The organism is Pantoea sp. ACRSC (assembly GCF_022346785.1).
Lineage (GTDB): Bacteria > Pseudomonadota > Gammaproteobacteria > Enterobacterales > Enterobacteriaceae > Pantoea > Pantoea alvi.
The window spans coordinates 166,942-189,751 of record NZ_JAKRNN010000001.1; the positions used below are offsets into that span (position 1 = coordinate 166,942).

A 22,810-nucleotide genomic window follows, 5' to 3' on the forward strand; every position below is an offset into this window, starting at 1 on the left:
TCAGCCACGCGGCCGTATAGGGTTGTTCGTTTGTCAGCAATCGCGTTGTTTATTTCCGCTGTCACGCCAGCCAGGGCTGGTGAACTCTATTTTATGGCGGATGCGCTTGAAAAAACGAGCGCCGCGGCAAAAAGTATTGATTTAAGCCGTTTTGAACGGGGAGAGCAATTGCCTGGAACCTATCGGGTTCAAATATGGCTTAACCATGAATATGTTCGTACTGACAATATCTCTTTCGTCGCCATTAACGGGCTGGGACTGGCGCCTGAGCTGAACAGAACGATATTAGCGCAGCTGGGCGTGCGCGTAAGCGCCTTTTCTAAACTAGCTGAGCTTCCCGACAGCACTATTATTACCAACCCGGGTGATTTTATTCCAGATGCGAAGGCCAGCCTGGATTTTGACAGGCAGCGGCTGGATATCTCTATTCCGCAGTCTGCGCTGGAAAACCACGCGCGGGGCCAGGTCGATCCTGCGCGCTGGGATCAGGGCATTTCCGCGCTGTTGTTAAATTACAGTTTCAATGGGTCTCGCAACTGGACAAAACAGGGCGGCACCGACGATCAGTTCTACCTGAACCTGCAAAGCGGGGTCAATCTGGGCCCCTGGCGTCTGCGTAACTACAGCACCGCGATCAAAAGCGGCGGAAAGCATAACGTCTCCTCGGTCAGTACCGTGCTGAGCCGCGATATTCAGTTTTTAAAAGGGCAGTTCCAGGTCGGGGAGAGCAGCACACCCGGCGAGATCTTTGACAGCTTTCTGTTTCGCGGTATGCAGTTCTATTCTGACGACACTATGCTGCCGGAGAGTATGCGCGGTTTTGCACCGATTATTCGGGGTATTGCCCGCACCAATGCCATGGTCACCGTGAAGCAGAATGGCTATACGGTCTATCAAACCTACGTTGCGCCGGGCAGCTTTGCGATCCGCGATCTCTATCCCACCTCGTCAAGTGGTGACCTTGAGGTGACCGTGAAGGAGGCGGACGGCAGCGAGCAGCGTTTCGTTCAGCCCTTTTCAGCGGTGCCCGTGATGCTGCGCGAAGGGCGCCTTAAATATGCCCTGAGCGGCGGCGAATACCGCACCAGTAAAAAGGGTGCGCAAACGCCCACATTTGGCATGGGAACGCTGGCCTATGGCGTTTCCAGCCGCCTGACGCTTTACGCAGGCGCCCTTGGCGCAGAGAACTACCTTTCTGGCGTCGTCGGGGCTGGCGTCAGCTTTGGCGAACTGGGCTCGATCTCGGCGGATGCGACGCTGGCGGAGAGTAAGCTGCAGGACGGGAAAACCACCCGGCAACAGGGGCAATCCTACCGACTACAGTACTCAAAAACGGTGACCACCACCGACACCACCGTTACGCTGGCCAGCTACCGTTACTCAACGCAGGGGTTCTATACCTTTCAGGAGGTTAACGACTACTCCTCGCAGCGTTACAACAAACGTAGCCGTCTCCAGCTTAATTTGAGTCAGTCGCTGTCGAGCTGGGGCAGTTTTTATATCAGTGCCTACCAGCAGGACTACTGGCGACGCACGGGATATGAGCGCAGCATCAGCACCGGTATCAATACCAGCATTAGCGATATCAGCTATTCGCTGGGCTACACCTACAGCGAAACGCCGGGCTATGAAAAAAAAGATCAGATACTCGCGTTCAGTATGCAGGTGCCGCTTAGCAAATGGCTGCCGCAAAGCTGGGTCAGCTACAGCGTAAACGCGCAAAAAAATGGCCCGGAAACGCATCAGGTGGGGCTGAGCGGAACGGCGCTGGCGGATAACAACCTGAGCTACTCCCTTCAGCAGGGCTATGCCTCATCGGGCGGCGAAGCGCGAAGCTCGGTGAGCGGTACCTATAAAGGGGGTTATGGCACCCTGAGCGCTGGCTATAACGCTGGCCGCGATAACCGCCAGTTTAACTTTGGCTTACAGGGGGGCGTTATCGCCCATAAGCATGGGGTGACTTTCTCACAGCCACTGGGCGACACCGTGGCGCTGGTCGAAGCGCCGGGCGCGTCCGGCCTGAAGGTTCGCAACAATCCGGGGGTAAAAACCGACTGGCGCGGATACGCGGTCGTGCCCTACGTCAGTGCCTATCAGGAAAACGCCGTCGGGATTGATACCCGCTCGCTGGGTACTGAAACCGATATTGCAGAATCGGTAGTCACCGTGGTGCCGACTCGCGGTGCCGTGGTGCGCGCGTCATACAAGGTCGCCACCGGCTATCGCGCGCTGGTGAAACTGCTTTTCAATCATAAACCTGTGCCCTTTGGCGCGATGGTCAGGGTGAAAAATAGCGACCTGATGAGCATCGTGGGCAACGAGGGCGAGGTTTTTCTTAGCGGACTGAATAGCAGCGATGCCATTTCCGTCAGCTGGGGGCAAACATCCTGTCAGGCCAAAATCACCTTTTCGCCCCGTCCCGATGTGATTCAACACGCAACGGCAACCTGCCGTTAGATAACACAACGGCAACCCGCTGCAATGTGCGCAGAGCCTCGCCTTCTCTACTTTTGCATAATTAAGGAATCAGGTATGAACAGGTTTTTTGTCATTCTGGCCCTGGCTGCGACCAGTCTCCTGTCGACCCAGGCTTATGCCTTATGTAGCGCATCCGATGTGACGGTTAATTTCGATAACAATATTCTTATTCAGCGTGACGAGCCGGTGGGAGCGGTGCTTGGCACGGTGACAATTAGTCATCCTGTCAAATGCGATGTGAAAGGCCAGACGACAGCGGAGGGATCCTGGCTCATTCAGCTGGCACCCTCCAATAGTGATAATGGCCCCTCGGTGCTGGAGGGCGTCCGCAACACCAACGTTGAGGGGATCGGCCTGAGGTGGAAAAACTACTCCAGCACCACCGGCGCAACCAGTACGGTAACCAACGGCAGCCTTAATCTGAATACGTGGAACCGAGGTATTTCTCAAACAGGTGCCACTTTCAATGACACGTTCGAGCTGGTTAAAACGGCGATGACGCCGAAAACCGATATTGTTGGCCCGCTCACCATTGCTATGCAGTACAGCACGCCGGTGAGCCCCAGTGTTAAGCGGGCTTCGCTGTTTAAATATTTTATCTCGGCGGTGAATACCCGCACCGTCGCCTGTGAGGTGCTGGATACCCATTTAAATATCGATATGGGATATACATTTGCCACCAAATTCAGCGGGGTGGGGAGCACGCAAAATCCGGTTGATTTTAATCTTTCGCTTAACTGCGACGCGCAGACCTCCGTTAACGTAACGCTGGATAACGTCTCCCCCCTCGCCGACGCGGTCAATGGCGTACTGGGATTAAGCAGTGAATCAACGGCAAAAGGGGTAGGTATCCAGTTACTCTATAACAATGCGCCCGTGCAATTCGGCACCGCTATTCACTACGGCACCGTGGCAACGCAGGGGGAAAACGTGAAAATTCCGTTTCGTGCCGCCTACTATCAAACCGAAACAGCGCTTCAGCCAGGCACGGTCAACGCAACGGCCTCCTTCACTATGACCTACCAGTAACAGGTACCGGCTTCCGTGCCGGCGCACGCTGCACGCCTCAGGGCTGTCAGTACAACCGGGTTGCACTGACAGGGCAGGGTCAGATATGACGATAGGGATCTTTCACCAGCGCGACAGCCAGCGAGCCCAGCAGCAGCACAGCAGAGACCGCCAGCAGCGGCCACATAAACCCGTCAGTCATCTGTTTGATATAGCCGATCAGCGAAGGCCCAAAGAAACCGCCTAGGTTACCAACGGAGACGATCATCGCCAGCCCGCCTGCGGCCGCGCTGCCGGTCAGAAAGCCGGAAGGCAGCGCCCAGAACGAGGCCTGAAAAGAGAGGATGCCGCTGACGGTAAAGCAGAGGGCGATCATTTTCAGCACCGGCTCATCCACCAGCGCACTGGTGGCCAGGGCAACCGCAGCGATAAATAGCGCCCCGCTAATCCAGACGATGCGGTTTTTTGCCCGGTTGGCGCGCTGCGCCCACAGCAGCATCGCTACCGCGCCGCACAGATAGGGCACGGCGGTCAGAAAGCCCGTCTGCGTATGGCTGACGCCGAGTTGTTTAATGATCTGAGGCATCCACAGGCCAACCCCAATGGAGCCGACAATGCCGCAAAAGTTGATAAAGGCCAGCAGGTAGAGCAGGGGATTTTTCAACGCATCCTTCAGGCTCGAGCCGTGGGAGGCGGCGATCTTTTGCTGTTCCGACTCCAGGCGTCGGGTCAGCACGCTTTTTTCCGCATCGCTGAGCCATTTCGCTTTCGCTGGCTTATCGCTCAGGAAGAACAGACAGACAATGCCTAAAACCACCGCCGGCGCGCCCTCAATCAGCAGCAGCCACTGCCAGTTGCGAATATGCTCGTGATGGGTGATTTGCATCAGCGCACCTGAAACCGGCGCGCCAATGATATTGGCGACAGGTATCCCCACCAGAAAGGCCGCCGTGATTCTGGCGCGCCAGCTGCCGGGGAACCAGTAGGTGAAAAACAGATAGATGCCTGGGGTAAAGCCCGCTTCCGCCACGCCCAGCAGGAAACGCGCAGCGGCAAAGCTCGTCGGGCCGGTTACAAAGGCGGTGAGCATGGAGATCAGCCCCCATGAGATCATAATGCGCGCAATCCAGACGCGCGCGCCCACCTTTTGCATAATCAGGTTGCTGGGAATTTCAAACAGGAAGTAGCCAATAAAGAACATTCCGGCACCAAAACCGAACTGTTCGGCGGTGATCCCTAAATCACTGTTCATCCCCAGCGCGGCAAAGCTCACGTTGGTTCTGTCCAGGTAGCTGACGACATAGCAAATAAAAATAAACGGCAGCATGCGTCTGAAGGCTTTTCTTGCCGCCGTTTCGCTGAGGGTAAAATCGTGCTCGTTGAGGGGACTCTGCACGCCGGGCGCGCCCGGCAATGAAGTCCTGTTATTCTCTTCAGTTGAGGTAAGCAGGGCCATAGCGATCTCCTGTGCGCGTGGCGCGCACACCTTTTTATCTGGCAGGAACGAGGGACGGGACGGGAACAGGCTTGCCGGGCGTGGCCATTGAGCAGGTCAGTATCGAGCCTGAAACGGATTCGGTGATGTACAGCTGGCGTAAATCATCACCGCCGTAGCAGAGATTAGTGGTCGACCGGCCCAGCGGGCTGGTGAGGATCTCTACCGGCTCAGCCAGCTCATTTAAATGCCAGACGCGTCCCAGCCCTGGATTGGCAATCAGCAGCTCGCCATCGGCATTGATCGCCAGCCCGTCAGGCCCGCTGGGGCCCCAGGAGGTAAAGAACAGACCCACTTTACTGACGGAACCGTCTGGCTGTAGCGGACAGCGCCAGATGGCGTTGCCGCGCGTCATCGCCACATAGAGGACTTTTTCATCTGGCGATAACACCAGCCCGTTCGGGCTGGGGCAGTTATCGAGCAGCAAATCCAGCTTTCCCTGCGGCGACAGGCGGTAGACGCGGCCGGTGGGATCGTGCAGTCCGGTCTGCCCCTGGTCGGTGAAATAGAGATTCCCCTGGCTGTCTGGCGTCAGATCGTTGACGCCGCGAAAGCTTTCGCTGTTGCGTCGGGCTAGCCAGGGCGTCACGCTGCGATCGTTCAGCGACAGCTTCATTAAACCGTGGCGGTAATCGGTGATAAGCAGCGTATCCGCCGAAATCAGTTTCATGCCGTTCGGCTCACCGTCGTACTGTACGATCAGCTCCCAGTTGCCCTGCATATCCACTTTAAAAATGCGGCCGTAAGGGATGTCGGTCAGGTAAAGGCATCCTGATGGATGCCATACCGGTCCCTCCAGAAACGAGTCGACCGGCTGGCCGCCCCGGTTGGCCTGCGCCCAGGCATTGCCGGGGTCTGGCTGGCGGAACGTATCAGGCAGACGCGTAAACAGCGTCGTGGTGCGTATCTCTGGCGGGGACAGGAACATCATGGCAGCGCACCTTCGCTTTTCAGCGGCTCTGCCAGCACTTTCAGGACGTTACTGGCCGCAGCCGTGCCCATTTTGACGAACGAGTTATCGCTTACGCCGCCAATGTGCGGTGACAGGATAACGTTCCCGACCGCCTGCCAGATATGGGGAGCCGTTAAGGGTTCAACGGTAAAGCTGTCGAGCGCTGCCCAGCTCAGGGTGCCATCGTTAAGCGCGCGCAGCAGATCCTCATCGTTAATCAGGCCGCCGCGGGCGGTGTTGACCAGTATCGCCCCTTTTTTGCACAGGGCCAGGGTGTCGCGGTTGATCATATGGCGCGTGTCGTCGGTCAGCGGGCAGTGCAGAGAGATCACATCCGCGCTTTGCAGCAGCGTCTCCAGCGAGACGGACTGGCAGCCGTCGGGAAAGGTTTTGGCGAAGGGGTCGTAAGCCAACACCTTCATGCCGAACGCATTGCCGATACGGGCCACCCGTGCGCCGATGGCGCCCAGCCCAACCAGACCCAGCGTTCTGCCTTCCAGCTCTACCGACTTGTGGGTGGACTTATCCCAGTGTCCCTCGCGCATACGGCGATCCAGCGGCAGCACCGATTTTGCGCAGGCCAGAATCATGGTCCAGGCGTGTTCGGCCACCGCCGCGGCATTTGCCCCCGGCGCTGACTGAACGCTGATGTGCCGTTCCGCCGCCGCTTTCTGATCGATCACGTCGATGCCGCTGCCGTGCTTGGAGATCACCCGCAGATTCGGGGCCGCATCCATAATGCGCGCCGTGATCTTGCCGTAGCGCACGATAAAGGCAACGGGATCGTGCTGCTCACACAGCTGGCATAAGTCATCTTCGTTCGGCTGCCTGCCCGCAAAGACCAGCTCAAAGTTGGTCAGCAGCGCCAGCGCCTCTGGCGCAATATCGCTGCCGGTGATCAGAATAACCGGTTTAGAGTGAGCCATTACAGCGCCTCCCCGTCAGCCAGCATACCGGCATTACGCAGCGCTTTTTCCAGCCAGGGCGCGCGAATATCGCCATCACGAATGCCTGCAATACGTTTATTCTCGGCATCCAGCTTTTTCTGCGCCAGGTCAAGCAGGGCAGGGACGGCCTCGCGCGGTAACACCACCACACCGTCGGCATCGCCAATAATCAGGTCACCCGGCTCTATCGACGCACCGGCAACCGAAGTCGGATAATTAACGCGGCCGGCAATAGACTTTGTCGGGCCGCAGGGGTTCAGACCCGCCGAGAAAACCGGAAAGCCATTTTCGCGCAGCGCATCCGCATCGCGCACCGCACCATCGATGATGATGCCGGCAATACCGGAGGCGTGGGCCTGGGTCGACATAATTTCGCCAATCAGCGCGCAGCTGATATCGCCTTTGCCATCCACCACAATCACATCGCCAGGCTGAGCGATAGCCAGCGCCGCGTGGATCGCCAGGTTGTCACCGGGGCGAACCTCAACGGTGATGGCGGGGCCTGCCACTTTCATTGTGGCGGCAAGCGGCTTAACGCGACCGTGCAGCGTGCCGCGACGGCCCGCGACATCCGCCAGGATAGCGGCCTGAAATTCCGCGGCCTGTTTAACCAGCTCTGGCGAAACGCGAGTGATATCGCGTTTGATAAAGGTGTTGTCTGCGTTTGGCATAGAGGATCCTCGCTTTGTTTTACTTTGTACAACAAGGTTGTACAATATAAAACTACTATAGCGATGTTAATTTGTGCCCCGCTACTGTTAAGATTTTATTTGTGATGTAAATAAGATGTGAATCACAATTTGCTCAGTTAATGTCCGATAGCCGCCAGAAGGGGGAGTTCGCAATGGCGTATGGCTCTATGCAGAGCATCAGCTGCTCTCTGTCATCCCGCCGACTCTGAAGCCGGACAGTAAGACAAGTCGCGCCTTTCCGCCCCATTGTTCAGACTGCGGCACAGCGGGCGTCCCGCGCAGGCTGATTGCGTAGACAGCAACAGATGCGTTAACGGCGGATAAAAAAAGAGGGGCTGGAAACGGTGGGGTTGAGATGCGGGAAAACAGACGCCGCGGCGCAGGCCGCGGCGCGGAAAATCAGGCAGACTGCCATTCACTTTCCACATCGGTTTTCGATTTAGAGAGGATAACCTTGTTGTCATCGACCTCTTTCACCCAGCTTAACGGGATGATGTGGTGTTTGCCGCCAGCTTCAGGATCGCTTTTGGCCAGCTTAATTTTATCTTCGCCCTCAAAATGGTCGACGATACCGACATGTTCGCCGTTAACGTCTACAACCTGAGCGTGATCTAAGATTTCTGATTTGCTTACCATATTGCCTCCATCCTGGTTAAGGTTTTTGAAATGCCTTGCGCGTTCTGTTGCAAGACGCTTTAAGCCTGGTCACTAAACCCCGCTTCGGTCAAGTCAGTAACAAAATGAAATATCTTTCATAGCCATTACGGCAGAGGAATACGCTGGATTGCAGCGCCATCAGGCGCTTTAAAATCTACGCCGGGCGCGCCAGCCCGCGCCGCGTTCTGCTATGGATGGCAACAAATAGCTGGCGCTGATTTCAGGCGAAAAAGGGGGAAAAGAGGGCGGCCGTCTACGCTTTCGGGTGCTTGTTAAACGCACGGCACAGAAGCAGAGCCGGTGAAGAGAGAGGAAAGTCAGCTTAAGTGATGCCGGGTTAATCAGACGCCGCTGCCGGACAGCCACTGCAGGCCTGTTCGGCAGCGCATAAAAGAGCTGGGGTCGTTGCCTGACGGGTCACGCTGCGCAACGACCGCGGGGCGTTATTTCAGACCATCCATAAAGCCCGGCACAAAACGATCGACATCCACTTCCATAAACTGCGAACGCTGGAAGTTAGCCTTCAGATCGTAAGGCACGGTGCAGTCATAAATGGTTTTGCAGGTGATACCGTGCCCCCGGATTGAGGGGCTGAACGCCGGATCCTGCGACGGGTCAAGCGGATGGCAGCGCACGCCGGGAATAAACACCGTATCCACATCGGCCTGATAGCGGGTGGTCATTGCCCAAATCACATCGCTTAAATCGAAAATATCGACGTCGTCATCCACCAGGAAAACGTGCTTAAGCTCGGAGAAGGCGGAGAAAGCCAGCAGAGCGGCCTGACGCTGACGCCCCTCATCCTGCGCGCTGCGTTTGTTGATCTGCAGCACCGCCATATATTTGCCGGTGCCCGGCGACGGGCAGTGGACGTTTTTCACCAGGCCCGGCAGCGCGCGCTCCACCATATCGAGAATGCTCGCCTCGGTCGGAATACCGGCCAGGTTGGTATGCTCGTCGCTTGGGCCGATGCAGGTTTGCAGAATCGGGTTTTTACGATGGGTAACGGCTTTCACCTTGATAACCGGTACGGCCGCCTGCGCTTCGCCGGTATAGCCAGGGAACTCCGGCATCGCTTTGCCGCTGTGGGTGTGCTGATCTTCCTGCACGCGATAGTTGGGGATCAGCTCGCCTTCGATCACGATCTCCGCGTTGGCGATGGCGCGCGCGTCAACCGCAACGCCCCGAACCAGCTCGACGGCGCGTCCCCGCAGCCCGCCAGCGATAGCCAGCTCATCAAAGCCCAGCGGCGTTGTCGGCGGCTCAAAACAGGCCCCAATCTCAATCGCCGGATCGACGCCGATGCTGATGGTGATCGGCAGCGCTTTGCCCGCCTGCTCCGCTTTGATACGGAACTGATCGAGGTGACGCCCCGGCACAAAATACATTGAGATTTCATCTTTGCCCTGGACGCAGAGGCGGTGAATAGTTACATCATGCTCTCCCGTTTCTGGATCCGCCGCGTAGCACATGCCCAGCGTGAAGTAGGGGCCAGCGTCTTCAGGGGTATTGGTCGGCGCGGGCAGCAGGGTACGAATATCAAATCCCTCGTCCGTGGCCAGATGCACCACCTCCTGACAGGCAGCTTGTTCGTTAGCAATCACCACCGGCGCAATGGCGTGATGCACCGATTCGCGCAGCAGCTGCGCCAGGTTCTCTTTCGGCACCCCCAGCAGACGCGCCACGCGCTGACGTGAAGCGAGCAGGCCGATCAGAACGCGGAAATCGTCATAGCCTTTTACTTTGTTAAATACCATCGCAGGGCCGGTGCGGGTGGGGCGCATCACCGTGCCACCAGCGCCGATATAGCGATAGACGCCAGAAAGTTCGGCGGCGGGATCGACCGGCTCGCTGGTTTCGATATATTCACCGTCATACTGCTTTAAGATGTCAATAGCGGCACGGAGGTCGAAACTTTTGCCGTCCGTCGCCTGAAGCGATTTATCTGTCATCGTTCTCTCCTTAAGAAAAGTAAAGCGCAGCCAAAGGGTTAGCGGGTAAGGCCCTGCCAGCGGGTTGACTGCGGGGTATCCAGTCCGAACTGGTCGAGTACACGACCGGCAATATGGTTCTCAACATCCGCCAGCGTTTTGGGATGGTTATACCAGGCGGGAACCGGAGGAATAATGCTGACGCCCATGCGCGACAGCGCGAGCATGTTTTCCAGGTGAATGGTGTTGAGCGGCGTTTCGCGCGCCACCAGCACCAGCTTGCGCTGCTCTTTCAGCACGACATCGGCTGCACGGCCAATCAACCCTTCGGCATAGCCGCTGCGGATCCCGGCGAGGGTTTTCATGCTACAGGGAATAATGATCATGCCGTCGGTGACAAAAGAGCCAGAGGAGAGGGTTGCGGCCTGATCGCCCGAGCTGTGACAGACATCCGCCAGCGCTTTAACCTCGTTAAGGTGCAAACCGGTTTCATGCTCAATTGTCGTTTTGCCCCAGCGGGAGACGATAAGATGCGTCTCAACATGGGGGATTTCAGCCAGTTTGCGCAGCAGCGTGACGGCGAGCGGCGCGCCCGTTGCGCCGGTGATACCGACAATAATTCTCATGAAACCTCCTGACTCTGTGAAAGCTTGCTTGCCCGGCGGGGCAGGATGCCTGACAGAGAAGAGGATAATGGCGAGACTGATAACGATCTAATTGGTATTATCGGTTTATTAATAAGCATTCGTTATCAGGTAGATTATGGACTATGCCAAGCTGCGATCTTTTATTACCCTGGCGCGCACGCTCCACTTTGCCCGCGCGGCGGCCGAGGTCAGCCTGACACAGCCTGCGCTGAGCCAGCATATTCAGTCGCTGGAGCAGAATTGGGGGGTGAAACTCTTTGAGCGTAACAAGCGTCAGGTCAGCCTGACCCAGCAGGGGCAGCTGCTGCTTGATGAAGCCGAGCGCACGGTGCAGCGGCTGGAAAATTTACGCGCGACCGTCAAAGAGGTGGCCGCCGGTAGCCAGGGCGTGCTGCGGCTCGGCTATGTGGGCACCGCGGTGCTGGAGCCGCTGCTGGTCAGCGCGCTGCGTAGCTTTCGCAGCCAGTTTCCCCAGACGCGGCTGGAGCCAGCGGAATATAACGTCAATCAGCAGATTGCTCTGTTACAGAGCGGAGAGCTGGATGTCGGCATCCTGCGCGGGCCGATTCCCGATTTTCGCTGTATCGCCCGCTGTGAAATTCACCAGTCGGCGCTAAGCGTGGTGGTGCCAGATAATCATCCACGCGCAGGCGACGGGGCGATCGCCCTGCAGGATCTGGCGAACGAGACGCTGATCCTGCAGCAGGATCCCGAGGGGATCGGGCTGGGCGGCACCATGCTGCGTCTCTTTACCGAGGCGGATCTGGTGCCGGTGAAAATTGTGCGGGCGCGGGATGTCAATACCGCCATTAACCTGGCGGCGATGGGCATCGGGATCACCTGTATTCCCTCCTCACAGCGCAACTTTCTGCGCCAGGACGTGGCCGCTCTGGATATTACCGGTACCGATATTACGACGTCGCTCTATCTTTGCTGGAAAGCGGGAAGACAAACTTACGATATGCAACACTTTATTAAAAATACCCGCTCTTTATTTATGGGGCTCTCTGACGAGATAAAATAACCTGCATAATCCACGCATTATCCTGGCCGGGAAACTTTCCCGGCGGATAATAGCCAGCGCGCGGACGGTAATATTATTTTCATACTGAAGAAATATTCTCTTCTGACCTTTTCCTGTTCAGGATGAGGTCTACACTCAATTCTCATGCTTCGTTTATCTCAACCTGCACATCCTTAATCATTACTCTAAGACTAACGATTGTCCGCTTGCCTTAATTGAACCACTTGCACAGAAAGCGCAGACTTACCTCAGCATAAACGAAAGAATGCTTATCTGAATCAGGAGGTTATAATGCACACTGGTCAAGCGCCGGTTCGGGAATGGAACACACGCCGCAGTGAAAAAGCGCGTCGTCTGGCCTCCTTTCCTGTAGACGGTAAAGTGATCCCGACTGAAAGAGCGGTTGAAGCACTGGAGCGTTTAATAGCGCCAGGCGACCGCGTTGTCCTCGAAGGAAATAACCAGAAGCAGGCAGACTTTTTATCGCGTACGCTGGCAAATGTTGATCCAGCAAAAATACATGACCTGCATATGATTATGCCCAGCGTGGGCCGCAGTGAACACCTCGATATTTTTGAAAAGGGCATCGCCCGTAAACTCGATTTCTCCTTTTCCGGCCCACAGAGCTTACGTATTTCTCAGCTTTTGCAGGATGGCCAGCTGGAAATTGGGGCCATTCACACCTATATCGAACTCTACTCCCGACTCTATGTCGACCTTAGCCCCAACGTGGCGCTGATTGCCGGCTATAAAGCTGACCGTAAAGGCAATCTCTACACCGGCCCCAGCACCGAAGATACCCCGGCGCTGGTAGAGGCCGCCGCCTTCCGCGACGGTATCGTTATCGCACAGGTTAACGAACTGGTGGATGACGAGAGCGACCTGCCGCGCGTCGATATACCCGCCTCCTGGGTCGATTACATTGTGGTGGCTGACAAGCCATTCTTTATCGAACCGCTCTTTACCCGCGATCCGCGCCTGATCAAACAGGAGCATATCCTGATGGCGATGATGGCGATTAAAGGCATCTACGCCGAACATCAGGTGCAGTCGCTTAACCACGGTATCGGCTTTAACACCGCGGCGATTGAGCTGCTGCTGCCCACCTACGGCGAACAGCTCGGGCTAAAGGGCAAAATCTGTAAACACTGGACGCTGAATCCCCATCCGACGCTAATCCCGGCCATTGAGAGCGGCTGGGTAGAGAGCGTGCACTGCTTCGGCGGCGAGCTGGGGATGGAAGAGTATATCCGCGCCCGTCCCGATATCTTCTTTACCGGTTCTGATGGCTCAATGCGCTCGAACCGCGCCTTCTGCCAGTTAGCGGGTCAGTACGCGGTCGATATGTTTATCGGCGCCACGCTACAGGTGGATGGACTGGCAAACTCCTCAACCGTTACGCGCGGACGCCTCTCCGGCTTCGGCGGCGCGCCTAATATGGGCCACGATCCGCACGGCCGCCGCCATGCAACCCCTGCCTGGCTCAATATGATCACCGAGCCAGACCCGATGCAGCGCGGTAAAAAACTGGTGGTGCAGATGGTGGAAACTTTCCAGGCGGGCGCGAAGCCGACCTTCGTTGAGCAGCTTGACGCCGTTGAGGTGGCCAAATCGTCCGGTATGCCGCTGGCGCCGGTGATGATTTACGGCGACGACGTGACCCACGTGCTGACCGAAGAGGGCATCGCCTATCTCTACCGCGCCGACAGCCTTGAAGAGCGCCGCGCTATGGTGGCGGCGGTAGCGGGCATCACCGATATCGGTCTGGGCGTTGACGCTGCGCGCGTGGCCGCGCTGCGTAAAAGCGGCAAGGTCGTCTATCCGGAAGATATGGGCATCCGCCGCTCAGAGGCGACGCGCTCACTGCTTGCCGCAGGCAGCGTCGCGGACCTGGTTGAATGGTCAGGCGGGCTCTACAACCCACCGGCAAAATTCCGGAGCTGGTAATGAAACTCCTGTCACAGACTCAAGCCGAGGCGCAGGTCAGCCAGCTGGCCGCCATCGCGCGCGACTGTTTGATCGATGAGGCGCGACTCAGTCCGAAACCGGGTCTGGTGGACAGCCGCGGCAACGGCGCGCATCACGATTTAACGCTGGCGCTAATGGAGCGCTCGGCCCGCAGCCTGCAGCCGACCTTTCTGCAGCTGGCGCGTCAGTGCTGGCAGCGTCCGGCGGATATCGCCCTGCGCGAAGCGGTTGGCCGCCTCGGGCGGGAAGGGGAGCGGCAGATGATGGCGGCCACCGGCGGGGTCAACACCCATCGGGGCGCGATCTGGGCGCTGGGCCTGCTGGTCAGCGCCGCGGCGATGAACGGCGGCAGCGCCGACCCGGCGCACCTTGCTCGTACTGCGGCGTCGCTCGCCTGCCTGCCTGACCGCGCCGCGCCGAAGCTGTTCAGCAAAGGGCTAAAGGCGACGCATCGCTATCGCGTGCCCGGGGCGCGGGAAGAGGCGCAGCAGGGCTTTCCTCACGTCGTCAGGCTGGCGCTGCCACAGCTGCTGCGCAGCCGCGCGGCGGGTGCGAGCGAAAGCGAAGCCCGACTGGACGCGCTGATGGCGATCATGACCTCGCTGAGCGACACCTGCGTGCTCTCCCGCGCCGGCCTTGAAGGCCTGCAGACGATGCAGGCGGGCGCCCGCGCGGTGCTGCTGGCCGGAGGCTGCATGACGGCGCAGGGCCAGCAGGCGCTGGCACGCCTCGACGCCGGAATGCTGGCGCTGAACGCCTCGCCGGGCGGTGCCGCCGATCTGCTGGCCGCCACGCTGTTCATTGACAGGGTAGCCGTTACTGCCCATCACTCTTTTCTTTAGAGGACGTTATGGAACACATCACATTATCTTTCCCTGCTAACCGCACCTTCAGCGGCAGAGCGCTTGCAGGGGTCGTTGGCTCCGGTGATATGGAAGTGCTGTTCACCGCCGCCGAAGGGCAAACGCTGAGTATTGATATCACCACCTCTCTCGACAACAGCGACGCTCGCTGGAAGGCGCTGTTTGACCGCCTCAGCCTGATCAACGGCCTGCCTGCCGGGCAGCTGGTGATCCACGATTTCGGCGCGACGCCGGGCGTTGCGCGCATCCGTATCGAACAGGTTTTTGAAGAGGTGAGCCATGCGTAACGATCCCAGCTTTATCGAACTGCGCGCCCGCGAGCACGCCCATGCGCTGCTGGATGAAGGCAGCTACCGCGAATTGCTCGATCCCTTTGAGGGGATCATGTCCCCCTGGCTGGCGCCGCAGGGCGTCGTGCCGCAGTCCGACGACGGCATGGTGGTGGCGCGCGGCACCATTAACGGCCAGTCCGCCGTGGTGATCGCCATCGAAGGCACCTTCCAGGGCGGCAGTATGGGCGAAGTGTCCGGCGCGAAAATGGCGGCGGCGCTGGAGCTGGCGGCGGAAGACAACCGCAACGGCATTCCGACCCAGGCGGTGCTCTGTCTGGAGACCGGCGGCGTGCGCCTGCAGGAGGCGAATCTGGGGCTGGCGGCGATTGCTGATATCCACGCCGCGATTGTCGATCTGCGCCGCTATACGCCGGTTATCGGCATTATCGCCGGCACCGTTGGCTGCTTCGGCGGCATGTCGATTGCTGCCGCGCTCTGCAGCTACCTGATTGTGACGCGCGAGGCGCGGCTGGGGCTGAACGGCCCGCAGGTTATCGAGCAGGAAGCGGGCATTGACGAGTATGACTCGCGCGACCGCCCCTTTATCTGGAGCATGACCGGCGGTGAAATCCGCTATGCGAGCGGCCTGGTCGATGCGCTGGTCGATGACGGCGTCAACGCCGTGAAAAGCGCGATGAACAGCTTTATCGAGAAGGGCGTGCCGACGCAGCATCGCAGCGACAACTATGCCGACTTTCTGCCGCGTCTGACCGGTTTCGATACGCGTCAGCAGGCGGATACGGCGCAGATTAAACAGCTTTTTGCCCGGGAGGATAAATAATGACCCAGACTATCAGCCGCGGTGCGACCTGGCTGGAAAAACTGGCACCTAATGCGCAGCGCCTCAGCGGCCTGTGCGACTCGGTTCAGGTAGCCGATGGCGAACTCAACGGCGAGCCGGTCCGTCTGATCGCTGTCGTACCCGATGCAAACAACCACTATCCCCGCGCCGCCAAAGGCGAAGTGGGCCTGCTGGAGGGCTGGACGCTGGCGAAGGTGGTGAATGAAACCATCGACGCGGATCAAAACAGCAGCGTGAAGCGCCCGATTATCGCGGTGATTGACGTGCCGAGCCAGGCCTATGGCCGACGCGAAGAGGCGTTCGGCATTCATCAGGCGCTGGCGGGTGCCGCCGGTGCCTATGCCAAAGCGCGCCTCGCCGGCCATCCGGTGATCGGTCTGATCGTTGGCAAGGCGATGTCGGGGGCATTTCTGGCGCACGGCTACCAGGCGAACCGCCTGATCGCCATTAACGATCGGGGCGTACTGGTCCATGCGATGGGGAAAGAGTCCGCCGCGCGTATTACGCTGCGTACGGTTGACGCGCTGGAGAAACTGGCGGCGACCATACCGCCGATGGCCTATGACGTCAGCAACTTTGCCACGCTGGGCCTGCTGGCCGATCTGCTGACGGTGGGCAATCCTGACGCCCCGTCCGACGCCGATCTGGCGCAGGTAGAGATTGCGCTGCAAAAGGCGATTGCCGATACGCGTCAGGATCCCTCCCTGAAAACCCGGCTCGGCGCGGAAAACCGCCGCAGCTCATCTTTGGTGCGCGAGCGAATGCGCGCAGCCTGGTAATAGCCGTAACTAAATAAATAAAAAAAAGACCTGCCGGAAACGGTCCGTTCGGGGTGCGTCATTGCACCCCGGCGCAGGGGCCGCTTTTAGAAATTATAAACATCGCGTGACTGAAATCTTATTTCTTAAATACAGGTGATTTATGATTTACACAATTGTTCATGCCCTTGCGCCAATATTTGTCATCATGCTGCTCGGCTTCTGGGCCGGTAAAGCGGGAATGGTCGACAATAAAAATGTCTCGCTGCTAAATATCTTCGTTATGGACTTTGCGCTGCCTGCCGCGCTGTTCAGCGCCACGGTACAGACCTCCTGGCCGGGAATAGTGGCGCAGTGGCCGCTGATTGTGGTCCTTACCGGCGCCATGTGGATTACCTATGCGTTTATCTATTTTATGGCGACCAAAGTCTTTAAAAAATCGCCCCAGGATGCTGCCGTGCTGACCCTGACCGTAGCGCTGCCAAACTACGCCGCGCTGGGCCTGCCGATCCTCGGCAGCGTACTGGGTGAAAACGCCACCACCTCGCTCTCTGTGGCGATATCCATCGCCTGCGGTTCCGTTCTGCTGACGCCGCTTTGCCTGCTGATTCTGGAGCGCGAAAAGGCGCGCACCGCGGGCGAGAACCAGGGATCAACGCTTGCCATGCTGCCGGTGTTGATGTGGCGTTCGGTGAAAAAACCGATCGTGCTTGGCCCGCTGGTGGGTGTGGTGCTGTCGGCCATCGGTATTACCATGCCGGATCTGGTGCTGTCGGCGATTAAACCGCTGGGACTGGCGGCCACGGCGGCTGCGCTGTTCCTGACCGGTGTGATCCTCTCAGCGCGTAAGCTGAAACTCAACGCGGTGGTTGGCGTCGGCACCGTCGTCAAACTGCTGGTTCAGCCCTTTATCGCCTGGGGAATTGTGCTCGCGCTCGGCCTGAGCGGCCCGGTTGCCATTACCGCCATCCTGATGATCGCGCTCTCTGCCGGTTTCTTCGGCGTGGTTTTCGGCAACCGCTTTGGCGTGCAGTCGCCCGATGCGGAGGCGGTGCTGCTGCTCAGCTCGATCCTGTGTATTCTTTCCCTGCCGCTGTTTATTACTCTGACTTCAGGTATTTGATATGACGCTGACGCCACGCCCTCACGATCTCCTCTGGCTTCGCGCCGATAGCGCACTGCTGTCGGTAAACGAGGGGTGGGTCAGCGAGCAGTGGCACGCCGGATTGCCGGTGGTGGTGCGGCGCGATGTCGTTACGGCGGATCGTATTCCGGTCGGCGTGCGCGGCGCGCGGCGGGAGCAGCGCGCCGCCGCCTGGGTGCAGGCGGCGGATATCCTGCGCGTCACCACGCCAGAAAGGGTCGCCGAGCGCGCCTGCCTGCTGGCGTCGCCGTTTGTGGCTTTTCCCCCGGTTCAGGCGGCGCTCGCCCTCAGCGAGCTGAGCTGGCCCTGGCGCTGGGGCATTACCGGCAGCGTCGGCTACGCGCTGGCGACGGCTATTCCGGTGCTGCATTCCGGCAGCGATCTCGACTTAACCATCCGCGCGCCGCAGCCGCTGGCGCGCGACCTTTTACAGCAGTGGCAGGCGCAGACGGAGAGGCTGCCGTGCCGCGTCGATACCCAGGTTGAAACGCCGTCAGGCGCCTTCGCGCTCAGCGAGTGGCTGCGCGACGGGCGCGCGCTGGTAAAAACCGCCGCTGGCCCGCTGCTGACCACCTCACCCTGGAGCAGGGAGACTTTATGAAAATACTCTTTACCTTTCCCGGCCAGGGCACGCAGCGTCCCGGCATGCTGGGCAATCTGCCCGATGGCGACGCGCTGCTGAGCAGCGTGCGCGCGGTGCTGGGGGAGGAGACCGACGCGCTCGACAGCGCCGAGTCGCTGCGTCACACCCGCGCGGTGCAGCTCTGCTTGCTGATCGTCGGCGTCGCCTGGGCGCGCGAGCTGATCAGAAACGGCGTGAAGCCGGATATTGTCAGCGGCTTGTCGATCGGTGCCTATCCCGCCGCCGTGGTGGCAGGGGCGCTCGATTTCGCCGACGCGCTGCGGCTGGTGGCGCTGCGCGGCGATCTGATGGAGCGCGCTTATCCCCACGGCTACGGCCTGACCGCTATCGTCGGCCTGACGCTAACCCGGCTGGAAAAGCTGATGGTGGGCAGCAATACCTATATCGCCAATATCAATGCGGAGACCCAGACGGTGATCGCCGGACGCGACGAGGATATGGCGGCGGTGGCGCAAAAGGCGCTCGACGCAGGCGCCAGCAAGGCGACGCGGCTGGCGGTCAGCGTGCCGTCCCACTGCGCGCTGCTGGATAAGCCCGCCGCCGAGCTGGCCAGCGCCTTCGCCTCGGTCTCGCTGTCGCGGCCCGCGTGCGCCTACCTGAGCGGCTCCAGCGGGCGCGTGATCTGGGAGCCGGCCAGAATCGCCGACGATCTGGCGTACAATATGGCGCGCACCGTGCAGTGGAACGACGCGGTTATCGCCGCCAATCAGCGCGACGCCAGGCTGGCGATTGAGATGCCGCCGGGCAATGTGCTGACCGGGCTGACGCTTCAGGCGGGCTGGCAGGGCGAGGCGATCTGCATGGCGCGCAACAGCGTTGAGGTTGCGTGTCACCTGGCTACGCGGCTGAACCGCTAAGGCTGCGCGCGTACATGCGGCCTTCCGCGGCCAGCGCCAGCAGATCCTGATCGCGCTCGCGATGGTGTGAGTAGACGATGGAAACCAGCTGGTGCATCTGGTAAGGCTCTGCCAGCCTCACCAGCTGCACGCTGCTCTCATAGGCCTTTCTCATGCGGCCGGGGATCAGCGAGAAGCCCATGCCCGCCTGCACCAGGCTTATCAGCGAGAAGATATCATTCACTTTGGTGACGATGCGCGGTTCGAATCCCGCCACCTGAAACGCCTCCTGAAATCCGGCGTAGGTGGCGAAGCCTTCCGCCAGCGAGACGAAGTCGCGGTCGGCGTAGTCGCGCAGATCCGCCTCCTGCGTGGTATCGAGCTTTTCACCCGCCGGCGCGGCGAGAAAAATATCATCGTGAAACAGCGGGATCACATCGAAATTCGCGCCGCTGAGCTGGCCGCTGTCGGTGGCGATGAGAATCGCATCGAGCGCGTCATCCTCAAGCATATTCAGCAGCATCTGGTTGGAGCCCATGGTGAGATCGAGCTCAAGCGCGGGCCGCCGCAGCTTCATGCCCATAATCAGGCGGGGAATGGTCTCCAGCGTAAGCGAGTAGAGCGTGCCGATGCGCAGGCGGCCACAGCCGACGCCCGCTACCTGCCTTGCCTCTTCGATGCCTTTGCTCATCAGCGCGGTGACATCCTGACAATACTCCAGCAGCGTCCAGGCGGCGGGCAGCGGCACCAGATTGCGTCCCTTATGGATAAACAGCGGGCAGTTGATTCCCTCTTCCAGCGTGTGCAGCGCACGATGCACGCTGACGCTGCTCAGATCGAGCGCCTCCGCCGTGCGCGCAATATTGCCTTTGCTCATAAACATCATAAACACGCTGAGCTTGCGGAAGGTAATCTCCTGATTGATATCGTTGCGCATTGTTATCCTCGCGGGTCTCCTTAACCGAAGCGTAAATGGTAATCCTGACGCCACAGAAGATGCAAAACCCGGCGCGCCGCCCAGGCTCAGTAAAGGGTGCTCTTTAAGCGATCGGGCAGCGCCTGGTCATAGGCGTCGCCGTCAATTTCCGCCTGGGAAAGCTGATGCAGAATCGTGCCCGGAGTGGGCAGCCGGTCACGCGCGATCTGAGCGGCGGGGTCCCAGAGTTTTGCGCGAATAATCGCCCGGCTGCACTGAAAAAAGACGCGCTCCACCGCGATGCGCAGTACCGTTTTCGGCAGCTGGCGATTGACGGCGAAGCGGCTGAGGAGCGCGGGATCGGTGCAGATCTCCGCCGTGCCGTTCACCCGCAGGGTTTCGCCAATGCCGGGGATCAGAAAAAGCAGCGCCACGCGGTTATCGTGCAGAATATTGCGCAGGCTATCGATGCGGTTGTTGCCGCGTCGGTCAGGCAGCAGTAGCGTCTTCGCATCTTCGATGGTGATAAAGCCAGCCGGATCGCGCCGTGGCGAGACGTCAAGCCCGCCCGGCCCCGAGGTCGCCAGCGCCACAAAAGGCGAGGCCTCGATAAAAGGGCGGTAGGCGGGATGGATATGGTCGGTCTCCTTGGTTAGCGAAGGTCTGGCGACCGCGCCATAGATCGCTTCCAGTTCCGCTTCGCGGGTAATGCCTCTTTTTTCATCCGTCATCACGTCACCGCCTCAGTATGCAGAAATGTGCCTGCCTCCTTTATACCCCAGGGCGGGCGGCGACGCACCGGCTGTTGCGGCTACGCCAGCAATCGTCCGGTTGGGGTCTCGTTCTGCACCAGCCAGCGCGAGACCTGACCGGCCGCCGGCGTTTTTTGGCGGGCTGGTCGCCTGCAAAGAGGATTAAGGTGACGGGAGAGCGGCGACGCTGCAGCAAAGATCCCCGCAACGGCGGCATATCCCTGTAGAATAAGGCGCTTACCGCCGTCAATCTGGAACCTACTGCGATATGAAGCCGATGACGTTAAACGTCGACCTTAACGATCTCTACGCTTTTCAGGCTCTGGTGACCTTCAGGAGCTTTAAAGCCGCCGCGGAGGCGATTCATCTCTCTCAACCGGCACTGAGCCGCCGCATCGATAAGTTAGAGACGTCGCTTGGCGTCAGGCTATTCGAAAGAACCACGCGGCGGGTGAGCCTGACCATGGCGGGCCGAAGTTTCGCGCCTCGCGCGCAGCAGGTGCTGAAGGATCTCGAGAGCGCCATTGCCGACGTCGGGGATCTCAATCCGCACCGAACCGGCCTGGTGACCGTCGCCTGCGTGCCGTCGGCCGCCTACTATTTTATGCCCAAAGTTATCGCGCAGTTTCAGCTGCACTATCCGCGCGTGCGTATCAGGCTGATCGATTCCAGCGCGGGCGACGTCTACGACGCGGTAATCTCAGGCCAGGCCGATTTCGGCCTGAGCTTTACCGGCGCGCCGCAGCCGGATGTCAGATTTTTGCCGCTGGTGGATGAGGCCTATGTCGCCGTCTGCCCGCGCAACCATCCGCTCGCCGACAGGAAGAGCCTGAGCTGGCGGGAGTTTTATCGCTGGCCCTATGTCTGGCTGGATAAATCCTCGGGCAACCGCAACCTGCTCGATCAGGCGCTGAGCGGCATCGAGCCGGAAAAGCCGAGCGTCTGCGAAACGCGTCACGTCACGACGCTGTTGGGCATGGTAGAGGCCGGGCTGGGGATCGCCGCTGTGCCGGGAATGGCGATGCCGAAAACAGCACATCCGTTTTTAGCCACCATTCCCCTGAATGAGCCAACCGTGCGCCGCACGGTTGGCATTGTGAAGCGCACCGGACAAGAGCTGCCGCATCTTGCCGGTGAGCTGGAGGCGATGATTATTGCGATAAACGCGGCTGAGGGGCAGGCTAACGGCCGCTAACGGAATCCAGGCCGGTTGCCTGAATCTGCTGCTGCACCTCTGGCGAAGAGAGATAGGCCAGCAGCGCTTTCGCCTCTTCCGGCTGGGTAGAGCGGCTGGAGACCGCGCCGGCAAAGCGGGTCACATACTGCATCTCCTCCGGGAGCTTGCCGATAAAGGTTACGCCGGCCACCGGCAGCAGTTCGCTGACCTGCTGGAAACCGATCTGGTAACGGCCGCTGGCGACGCTTTGCGCCACCGGGGTTTTCTCAATCATCTTCGCTTTCGGCTTCAGCTGCTCAGCGATGCCCAGTTTATTAAACAGCGTCGACTCAACATATTTTCCGCTGGCGCTGTCAGAATAGGCGACAGAGTGCGCTTTCAGCAGCGTCGCCCTGAGCGCGTTTACCGTGCTGATATCGGGGACGGCGTCGCCTTTTTTCACTACCGCGCCGATTTTTGAATCGGCAAGCTCGGTGCGCGAGCCGGGCAGCAGGCGCCCCTCTTTGTCGAGCTTGTCCAGCGCGTAGCCGACCATAATAATAACGTCCGCTTTTTCGCCGGCGGCTAACCGGTTAGGGATCGCCTCCGGCGACTGGCCCATCGACGGGCCGGGCACCGTTCTGATGGTATAGCCTTTGTCGGCGGCGAAGGCGGGGTTTAGCTTCTCCCATGCGGCCTTGAAGCCGCCTGAGATCATCACCGTGATCTCTTTTGCCGGTGCATCCCAGCTCATCACGCAGAGCGGCGCGATCAGCAGCAGGCGGGGTAACACTCTTTTCATCTGTTTT

Annotated in this window: 22 protein-coding genes; 12 read left to right on the forward strand and 10 right to left on the reverse strand. The window is 59.3% G+C overall.

Annotation, left to right across the window (positions count from 1 at the left end; all coding sequences use genetic code 11):
- Positions 1-93 precede the first annotated feature (93 nt).
- Positions 94-2,457, forward strand: coding sequence for a fimbria/pilus outer membrane usher protein (locus MHZ97_RS00820; RefSeq protein WP_239312915.1), 2,364 nt, complete (start codon positions 94-96; stop codon positions 2,455-2,457).
- Between the two features lie 75 nt (positions 2,458-2,532).
- Positions 2,533-3,507, forward strand: a complete 975-nt coding sequence (locus tag MHZ97_RS00825) for a fimbrial protein (protein WP_239312913.1) — start codon at positions 2,533-2,535, stop codon at positions 3,505-3,507.
- Between the two features lie 79 nt (positions 3,508-3,586).
- Here the strand turns inward: MHZ97_RS00825 and MHZ97_RS00830 are convergent, their stop codons facing one another.
- The 7 genes from MHZ97_RS00830 to MHZ97_RS00860 form a co-directional block, all read right to left on the reverse strand.
- Positions 3,587-4,942, reverse strand: coding sequence for an MFS transporter (locus MHZ97_RS00830; protein WP_239312910.1), 1,356 nt, complete (start codon positions 4,940-4,942; stop codon positions 3,587-3,589).
- 34 nt (positions 4,943-4,976) lie between these two features.
- The gene (locus MHZ97_RS00835; RefSeq protein WP_239312907.1) at positions 4,977-5,912 is read right to left on the reverse strand and encodes an SMP-30/gluconolactonase/LRE family protein; all 936 of its coding nucleotides are present in this window, start codon (positions 5,910-5,912) and stop codon (positions 4,977-4,979) included.
- A complete protein-coding gene (locus MHZ97_RS00840) occupies positions 5,909-6,859 on the reverse strand; it encodes a hydroxyacid dehydrogenase (RefSeq protein ID WP_239312904.1) in 951 nt (316 codons plus the stop codon). The genes MHZ97_RS00835 and MHZ97_RS00840 overlap by 4 nt, the downstream gene beginning before the upstream one ends.
- Entirely contained in the window at positions 6,859-7,551 is a 693-nt protein-coding gene (locus MHZ97_RS00845) for an RraA family protein (protein WP_103795035.1), read from the reverse strand. Before MHZ97_RS00845 ends, MHZ97_RS00840 begins: the two co-directional genes overlap by 1 nt.
- A 420-nt stretch (positions 7,552-7,971) precedes the next feature.
- On the reverse strand, positions 7,972-8,208 hold the full coding sequence (locus MHZ97_RS00850; RefSeq protein WP_103795034.1) for a DUF2171 domain-containing protein: 237 nt from the start codon (positions 8,206-8,208) through the stop codon (positions 7,972-7,974).
- Between the two features lie 464 nt (positions 8,209-8,672).
- Entirely contained in the window at positions 8,673-10,181 is a 1,509-nt protein-coding gene (locus tag MHZ97_RS00855; protein ID WP_239312902.1) for a UbiD family decarboxylase, read from the reverse strand.
- A 38-nt stretch (positions 10,182-10,219) separates the two neighbouring features.
- A complete protein-coding gene (locus tag MHZ97_RS00860) occupies positions 10,220-10,786 on the reverse strand; it encodes a non-oxidative hydroxyarylic acid decarboxylases subunit B (RefSeq protein ID WP_103795033.1) in 567 nt (188 codons plus the stop codon).
- A 136-nt stretch (positions 10,787-10,922) separates the two neighbouring features.
- Here MHZ97_RS00860 and MHZ97_RS00865 point away from each other — a divergent pair, with 136 nt between their 5' ends.
- The 9 genes from MHZ97_RS00865 (at position 10,923) to mdcH (ending at position 19,198) form a co-directional block, all read left to right on the forward strand.
- Positions 10,923-11,831, forward strand: a complete 909-nt coding sequence (locus MHZ97_RS00865) for a LysR family transcriptional regulator (protein ID WP_239312900.1) — start codon at positions 10,923-10,925, stop codon at positions 11,829-11,831.
- Between the two features lie 291 nt (positions 11,832-12,122).
- The gene (gene mdcA, locus MHZ97_RS00870; RefSeq protein ID WP_103795031.1) at positions 12,123-13,778 is read left to right on the forward strand and encodes a malonate decarboxylase subunit alpha; all 1,656 of its coding nucleotides are present in this window, start codon (positions 12,123-12,125) and stop codon (positions 13,776-13,778) included.
- Positions 13,778-14,641, forward strand: coding sequence for a triphosphoribosyl-dephospho-CoA synthase (locus tag MHZ97_RS00875; RefSeq protein ID WP_239312898.1), 864 nt, complete (start codon positions 13,778-13,780; stop codon positions 14,639-14,641). Before mdcA ends, MHZ97_RS00875 begins: the two co-directional genes overlap by 1 nt.
- 8 nt (positions 14,642-14,649) lie before the next feature.
- A complete protein-coding gene (mdcC, locus tag MHZ97_RS00880) occupies positions 14,650-14,949 on the forward strand; it encodes a malonate decarboxylase acyl carrier protein (protein ID WP_103795029.1) in 300 nt (99 codons plus the stop codon).
- Positions 14,942-15,775, forward strand: coding sequence for a biotin-independent malonate decarboxylase subunit beta (locus tag MHZ97_RS00885; protein ID WP_239312896.1), 834 nt, complete (start codon positions 14,942-14,944; stop codon positions 15,773-15,775). Before mdcC ends, MHZ97_RS00885 begins: the two co-directional genes overlap by 8 nt.
- Entirely contained in the window at positions 15,775-16,575 is an 801-nt protein-coding gene (gene mdcE / locus MHZ97_RS00890) for a biotin-independent malonate decarboxylase subunit gamma (RefSeq protein ID WP_239312877.1), read from the forward strand. The genes MHZ97_RS00885 and mdcE overlap by 1 nt, the downstream gene beginning before the upstream one ends.
- Before the next feature lie 142 nt (positions 16,576-16,717).
- Complete coding sequence (locus tag MHZ97_RS00895; protein WP_239312874.1) at positions 16,718-17,677, forward strand: AEC family transporter; 960 nt, start codon at positions 16,718-16,720, stop codon at positions 17,675-17,677.
- A gap of 1 nt (position 17,678) precedes the next feature.
- A complete protein-coding gene (locus MHZ97_RS00900; protein WP_239312872.1) occupies positions 17,679-18,299 on the forward strand; it encodes a malonate decarboxylase holo-ACP synthase in 621 nt (206 codons plus the stop codon).
- On the forward strand, positions 18,296-19,198 hold the full coding sequence (mdcH, locus tag MHZ97_RS00905) for a malonate decarboxylase subunit epsilon (RefSeq protein ID WP_239312869.1): 903 nt from the start codon (positions 18,296-18,298) through the stop codon (positions 19,196-19,198). Before MHZ97_RS00900 ends, mdcH begins: the two co-directional genes overlap by 4 nt.
- On the opposite strand, the gene MHZ97_RS00910 is transcribed toward mdcH, so the two are convergent.
- On the reverse strand, positions 19,179-20,114 hold the full coding sequence (locus MHZ97_RS00910) for a LysR family transcriptional regulator (RefSeq protein ID WP_103795023.1): 936 nt from the start codon (positions 20,112-20,114) through the stop codon (positions 19,179-19,181). The genes mdcH and MHZ97_RS00910 overlap by 20 nt on opposite strands.
- Before the next feature lie 86 nt (positions 20,115-20,200).
- Positions 20,201-20,824, reverse strand: coding sequence for a pyridoxamine 5'-phosphate oxidase family protein (locus MHZ97_RS00915; RefSeq protein WP_239312866.1), 624 nt, complete (start codon positions 20,822-20,824; stop codon positions 20,201-20,203).
- 298 nt (positions 20,825-21,122) lie between these two features.
- Between MHZ97_RS00915 and MHZ97_RS00920 the strand changes: the two genes are divergently transcribed.
- A complete protein-coding gene (locus tag MHZ97_RS00920) occupies positions 21,123-22,040 on the forward strand; it encodes a LysR family transcriptional regulator (protein ID WP_103795267.1) in 918 nt (305 codons plus the stop codon).
- Here the strand turns inward: MHZ97_RS00920 and MHZ97_RS00925 are convergent.
- On the reverse strand, positions 22,027-22,803 hold the full coding sequence (locus MHZ97_RS00925; RefSeq protein WP_239312863.1) for an extracellular solute-binding protein: 777 nt from the start codon (positions 22,801-22,803) through the stop codon (positions 22,027-22,029). The genes MHZ97_RS00920 and MHZ97_RS00925 overlap by 14 nt on opposite strands.
- Between the last annotated feature and the right edge of the window lie 7 nt (positions 22,804-22,810).